At 48.7% G+C, this 6,199-nt stretch carries 8 protein-coding genes; all 8 read right to left on the minus strand.

The window, feature by feature from the left end; genetic code table 11:
- Positions 1-32: 32 nt before the first annotated feature.
- Entirely contained in the window at positions 33-188 is a 156-nt protein-coding gene (locus ACI4J0_RS10320; RefSeq protein WP_439765727.1) for a hypothetical protein, read from the minus strand.
- A 187-nt stretch (positions 189-375) separates the two neighbouring features.
- Positions 376-1,524, minus strand: a complete 1,149-nt coding sequence (locus ACI4J0_RS10325) for a GDSL-type esterase/lipase family protein (protein ID WP_439765728.1) — start codon at positions 1,522-1,524, stop codon at positions 376-378.
- 100 nt (positions 1,525-1,624) lie between these two features.
- Complete coding sequence (locus ACI4J0_RS10330; RefSeq protein WP_439765729.1) at positions 1,625-2,170, minus strand: hypothetical protein; 546 nt, start codon at positions 2,168-2,170, stop codon at positions 1,625-1,627.
- Positions 2,171-2,454: 284 nt separating this feature from the next.
- Positions 2,455-3,363, minus strand: a complete 909-nt coding sequence (gene argF / locus ACI4J0_RS10335; protein WP_439765730.1) for an ornithine carbamoyltransferase — start codon at positions 3,361-3,363, stop codon at positions 2,455-2,457.
- A gap of 189 nt (positions 3,364-3,552) precedes the next feature.
- A complete protein-coding gene (locus tag ACI4J0_RS10340) occupies positions 3,553-4,722 on the minus strand; it encodes an aspartate aminotransferase family protein (RefSeq protein WP_439765731.1) in 1,170 nt (389 codons plus the stop codon).
- A gap of 147 nt (positions 4,723-4,869) precedes the next feature.
- Positions 4,870-5,739: an acetylglutamate kinase gene (gene argB, locus ACI4J0_RS10345; RefSeq protein ID WP_439765732.1), complete on the minus strand. Its 870-nt coding sequence runs from the start codon at positions 5,737-5,739 to the stop codon at positions 4,870-4,872.
- Positions 5,740-5,764: 25 nt separating this feature from the next.
- Positions 5,765-5,995: a hypothetical protein gene (locus tag ACI4J0_RS10350; protein ID WP_439765733.1), complete on the minus strand. Its 231-nt coding sequence runs from the start codon at positions 5,993-5,995 to the stop codon at positions 5,765-5,767.
- A gap of 15 nt (positions 5,996-6,010) precedes the next feature.
- The coding region (locus ACI4J0_RS10355) for a hypothetical protein (RefSeq protein WP_439765734.1) at positions 6,011-6,199 on the minus strand (189 nt) is incomplete at its 5' end.

The following is a 6,199-nucleotide window of genomic DNA, read 5'->3' on the forward strand; positions in this document are numbered from 1 at the left end:
TGCACAAATAAACACAACACTAAAAGTTTCGCTCAAGCCTTTTCCAAAGGCTTGCGGGGGTCAAGGGGGCAGAGCCCCTTGTTGCCCTCCGCAGAGGGCGAAATCCCCTTTATCCTTCCAAAACGGAGAAAGGGGTGAGAAATGCGACAGCATTTCGAGGGGAAGGCATATTGTGAAGCAAGCTTCACACGACCGCCTCCCCTTTTATAGCGCTCAAACACACTTACCCTCAAAAACGTTCCGGTGGAACGTTTTTGACAAAGCAATTCCTGCATTGGTTTGTGCATATTATATAATTGTCGTTTCTTTTTCGACAGACTGAGCTCCTGTGGGAATTTTCTCACAGGAGCTTTTTTGTATTTGTATTGAATTTCTTTACCAGCCCATAACGCTCTTTATCTCAGCAGTGAGCTTTTCGGCTGCCTTTGTGTGGGTAGCATCGGTGGGGTGCCAGTCTGCGGCATAACCGTCATCGGGGCTTTGAACATCAAAGGGCATTGCACATACCTTTGTATCGCCCGTTTCCTCGGTGTAGGTCTGAACCGCCTGCTCAACAGAAGGGTAAAGCCCGTTGCCCATAATGCCTAGGGTGCATATTATCTGCGAGTCGGGATTATTTGAACGGATAGTTTTTAAGAACTCCACGTATGAGTCGGTGTAATCCTTTATTCTGTCCTCTTTGTTTTTGGTGTAGGATTCGTCGTTGGTGCCGAGATTTACCACGATAACATCGGGGGTATAGCCTGTGAAATCCCACTTTTCCGAATCTACTCTTTTTCCTCCGAAGGTGCCGTAGGAGAAGCCCAGCTTATTGTAATACTTGGGCAGCTGCTGGTTTGACACCTTTTTCTTGCCGTCGGAATAGCCTGATATAATGCCGTAGCCGCTGATGGAGACCATACTGTAGTCTGCGTTCAGAGCCTCGGCGGTCTTGTAGGCATAGGTCTTTGTCACGTCCTCGGTCTTGGTGGAGAAGTGATGTTCCTTTACTTCATCGTCAACGCCATAGCCGCAGGTGATGGAGTCGCCCACAAATTCTATGAAATGCTCCTTTTTCTCCCCGGGCTTTATCTCGCCGCCCTCCACCGTTATTGACTTAACGGCGCAGGTGGACATTGCGGTCTCGGACAGCTTGACTATCTTTATATCACATTCTGCGGGAGTCTCGCTTTCAAAAACGGTGTAGGTTTCCTCGGCGTGGTCTATCATATCGTCAACTACTCTTTCACCGTTCACATATACCGCTATTCTTGCCTGATTGTCCTCGTTGTCAGGCTTTTCGGCGCTGTCGTCTCCTGCTATGACTATCTCCGCCTTAGTGCCGTTTACGGTAAACTCGGCTCCCGAGCCCGAGAATGCGAGCCAGAGCATATCATCGGTGAGCATTGTCCTGCCCAGGGGCTTGACGTTTTCGGAGGAGGGGATATAGGTCTTTACCGGGTCTTCCTTCGCTCCACCGCAGCCGGACATACCCATGGAGATCGCTCCTGCGCATACAAGAGCCAAAAGCTTGTAGATATTCATAGTTAACTTCCTTTCGGTTTTCTTTTTATTTATTGTAGCATTTATGGAAATCGTTGTCAAGGGAGACAGATATGCAATGAGTAAAATGGGGCGCTTATTATCACTTCTGTTTAAAATACAGGTTCATTTCCACAACGGTACCTGTTTGTGTATCAACACTTACCAGAAGGGTACCCGTATCGGACGTAAAGGTGCCTGTATCCTTTTTGAAAGCCTTGACAGTTTTTGGGTCTGTATCAGAGGTCCATGTGCCTTCATCGCCAAGCTTGTTTTTTGCGGCGGCTTGAGCGGTGCTTTTGCTGTCGCCGAGACGCAGTCCGAAGAGAGTATATCCCGAATTCCCGCCGCTGCCGACCTTTCTTACGCCGATAGAACCTATCTTGTCATGCTGAAAGCTCACATCGATACGGTCGTAATTTTCCTTCATATCCCCGCCGACCCTGAAATAATATATTTCGGACATATGATTGCCATCGTCTGTAGTGTCATCGAAGGGTTGGAGCGAGGTCTTGAGAAACTGCCCGGCAGTTGCTCCTGCGGCATTGCTTAGCTCCTTATCGGCTGCAAGGTCATATACCGCTGCTGTGCCGCAGGCGGTGAGAAGCATTGATGCGGATAATAAGATAGCTGTGAGTTTCTTTTTCATTTTTATGACCTCCTTTATTGAGAGTTTTGTGTTTTCCGTAAGGAAATCTTTGTCGGCAGACAAAGAAACAAAACTCGGTTTGAAAATCTTTGATTTTCAAACTTTCCCCCCAAAAAAAATTTGCAGTAAGCTGAAATGATTATAGCATATTTATATAAAAAATGCAAGGCATAAATGTGATTTTTTGAACAAAAATGCAAAAATAGAAAAGTCCCCGAAAAAATTTCTTCGGGGACTTGACATTTTGGAACAAATATGCTATAATATACAAGAACAAACGTTCATCAAGACTTCATCAGCTTGACCATAACTGCCTTCTGAGCGTGGAGACGGTTTTCTGCCTCGTCGAAGATCTCCTCTGCGTGAGCCTCGAACACCTTTGCGGTTATCTCCTCCTCGCGGTGTGCGGGCAGGCAGTGCTGCACCATTGCATCGCGCTTTGCGGCTGCCATTACCTCGTCGTTTATCTGATAGCCTGCAAATGCCTTGCGGCGTATCTCGGCTTCGCCCTCCTGTCCCATGGAAGCCCATACGTCTGTAAAGAGCACATCTGCATTTGCGGCAGCTTCCACAGGCTTGTCGGTAAGGGTGAACTTATCGCCGTATGCCTTTGCAAATTCAAGGACGGTGGGGTCGGGGCGGTATCCCTCGGGGCAGGCAGCGGCAACTTCCATTCCTACCGTAAGTCCGCCTACGATAAGGGAGTTTGCCATATTGTTTCCGTCGCCTATGTAGCACATCTTCAGTCCGTCAAACTGTCCCTTGTACTCGCGTATGGTCATAAGGTCCGCAAGCACCTGGCAGGGGTGGCAGTAGTCGGTAAGTCCGTTTATGATGGGGATATTGCCGAACTCTGAGAGAGCCTCCACTTCCTTCTGCTCAAAGGTGCGTATCATTATTCCGTCAAGGTAGCGGGAGAGGACGCGGGCGGTGTCCTGCACAGGCTCGCCCCTGCCTATCTGGAGATCGCGTGAAGAGAGGAACAGCGCATTTCCGCCCAGCTGGTACATTCCCGTTTCAAAGGAAACTCGTGTACGTGTGGAGGACTTCTGGAATATCATTCCCAGAGTCTTGCCCTCAAGGTGGCGGTGGGGAATGTTGTGCTTGAGCTCGTATTTGAGCTGGTCTGCAAGGTTTAAGATATCGATGATATCAGCCTTTGAAAGATCGGACATTTTGAGCAGGTGCTTCATAGTGGTTTACCTCCGTTATCAATTTATTATCAAGTCTATGATTATTTCAACGGCGGCTTCAATGATATCTCCGATTATATCCCATATGAAAAATTTTGTGGGTCTCGGCATCTGTATCACTCCTTTGGTGATATTATACCGTCCCACGGTTAATATCATATTAGCCGCAGATTAAAATCCAATTAGAAATTATTTTAAAAGCTCGGTCAGTATTTCCATTCCCTTGTCTATCTCCTCATAGGTGATGGTGAGGGGGGGAAGGAAGCGGAGCTTTTCCTTGGCGGTGAGAATGAGAAGTCCCTTTTCGGCAGCGGCGGTAAGGATATCCCCCGCCTTTTTGGTTTTGAGTCTTACGCCAAGCATCAAGCCTAAGCCGTCAACGCCCTCCACCTCGGGTATCTCCGCAAGCTTCTTTTTAAAATACTCGCTTTTCTTCATCACGTCCTCAAGGAAGCCATTTTCGGTAACTCTGTCGAGAACTGCGTTTGCTCCTGCGCAGGCAATGGGGTTGCCGCCGAAGGTGGAGCCGTGGGTGCCTTTCACAAGAACATCGGCGCATTTTTCCGAAGCAAGGCAGGCTCCCATAGGCACGCCCCCTGCGATACCCTTTGCAAGAGAGGTGATATCGGGCTTTATGCCGTACTGTTCGGAGGCAAGGAAGGTTCCTGTTCTGCCCACGCCTGTCTGGACTTCATCGGCAACAGTGAGGATATCATTTTCGCCGCAGAGCCTGAAAATTTCCTCCACAAAAGCCTTGTCAAGAGGATTTACGCCGCCCTCGCCCTGGACGAACTCGAACATTACGGCGCAGATGGTCTTATCCTCGGAAATAAGCTTGCGGAGCGCTTCAATGTCGTTTGCGGGGACATTCACGAAGCCCTCAACGAAGGGGAAGAAGTAATTGTGGAAAACCTCCTGTCCCGTTGCGGAAAGGGTGGCTATCGTTCTGCCGTGGAAGGAGTTTACAAGGGTGACGATGGTGTGGCGACCCTTGCCGTATTTATCAAAGGAATATTTCCTTGCAAGCTTTATTGCGCACTCGTTTGCCTCTGCTCCCGAGTTGCCGAAGAACACGTTTTTGTAGCCTGTGACAGCGCAGAGACGTTCGGCAAAGTCTGCCTGCACCTTGGTATAGAAATAGTTTGAGGTGTGCTGTATTGAACGCACCTGTGCGCACACAGCGTCTGCCCACTTCTCGTCGCAGTAGCCGAGGGAGTTTGTGCCTATGCCGCTGCCGAAATCTATGTATTCTTTGCCGTTTTCGTCAACGGCTTCACGTCCCTTGCCTTTTTCAAGGACAATGGGCAGCCTGCCGTAGGTCTGCATTACGTGTTCGTTGAATTTTTCTATGGTTGACATTTGTATCAGCTCCTTATCACTTTGCATTTTTATAATAAATTATGCAGCTTCAAGTTTGTACGGTTGTCGCCAAAACTATCGGCGCGGTGACAAACTAACTTATTCAGATAAATTAACAGCGCGACCTCGCCGCGGGGCGTCCCCCGCTTATACGAATTGTGTTCCTATTCCCTCATTTGAAAGCAGCTCGATAAGAATGGAGTGGGGTACTCTTCCGTCGATTATGCAGGTCTTTTTAACGCCTCGTCTGACGGCTTCAACACAGCAGTCTATCTTGGGTATCATTCCGCCGCTGATAATGCCCTGTCTCTTCATAAAGGGAACCTCGCTGACCTGCACCTTGGGGATAAGTGTGCCGTTGTCGTCCTTGTCTCTCAGAAGTCCCACGATGTCCGTCATAAGGATAAGGTTTTCCGCTTTAAGCTCGGCGGCTATTCTTGCGGCGGCGGTGTCGGCGTTTATGTTGTAGGTCTGTCCCTTCTCGTCGCAGGCTACGGTGGATATTACGGGAACATAGCCGTTTGAAAGTGCGTCTGTGATGGGGGCGGTGTTTATGGTGTCTATCTCGCCCACAAAGCCCAGGTCAACTTCGCTCTCCATTTTGTGGCAGAGTATCATCTGTCCGTCAATTCCGCACATTCCAAGGGCATTTCCGCCATGCTGCGCAAGATGGGATACAAGCTCCTTGTTCACCTTGCCCGCAAGCACCATTTTTACGATATCAACGGTGGCTTCGTCGGTGTATCTGAGACCGTTTATGAACTTGCTCTCAATGCCCACTCTTTTCAGCATATCATTTATCTCGGGACCGCCGCCGTGAACCAGGACGGTCTTTATGCCTACGAGATTGAGTAGCACGATATCGCTCATAACAGCGTCCTTGAGCGCCTCGTTGGTCATTGCGTTGCCGCCGTATTTGATAACAACTATCTTGTCGTTATATCTCTGAATGTAGGGCAGGGCGTCGATAAGCACCTGCGAACGTATTTCATTTGATATCATATTTTCGCTGTTCATTTGAAACTATCCTTCCGTTAAATAATTAAAGCAATCCTGCAACCGATGCTCCCACCAGCCAGTTGAGCAGTGCCCAGACAATGCCTAAAGCTCCTGCAAGCCACCCCTTGCCCGTATCGTAATATTTCCCCTCCATATGATTGACCACCAGACAGCAGACAGAAAGGGAAAATCCCACAGAGGGCAGAAATAACGAGGCAAATGCGCTGAGTATCGCAAGCTTGACCGCTGTTTTGCAATATTCCTTTTTTTCCATACCGCTTCCCTCCGTTTATGTTATCAGAGGACGCAAGATCAGCGCAAGTATCCATGAGAGCGCAGATATCCCAAAGCTTATTGCGTTTGCCTTATAGCCCGGAGCAGTTTCGTAATGGACCTGTTCCTTGTAATTTACATAAAACCCCGAAAGCGCAAAGGTAAAGCCGATAAAGGGAATAAACAGTCCTGCGATCGCTCCGAT

This window comes from Huintestinicola sp. (assembly GCF_051882455.1).
Lineage (GTDB): Bacteria > Bacillota > Clostridia > Oscillospirales > Ruminococcaceae > Huintestinicola.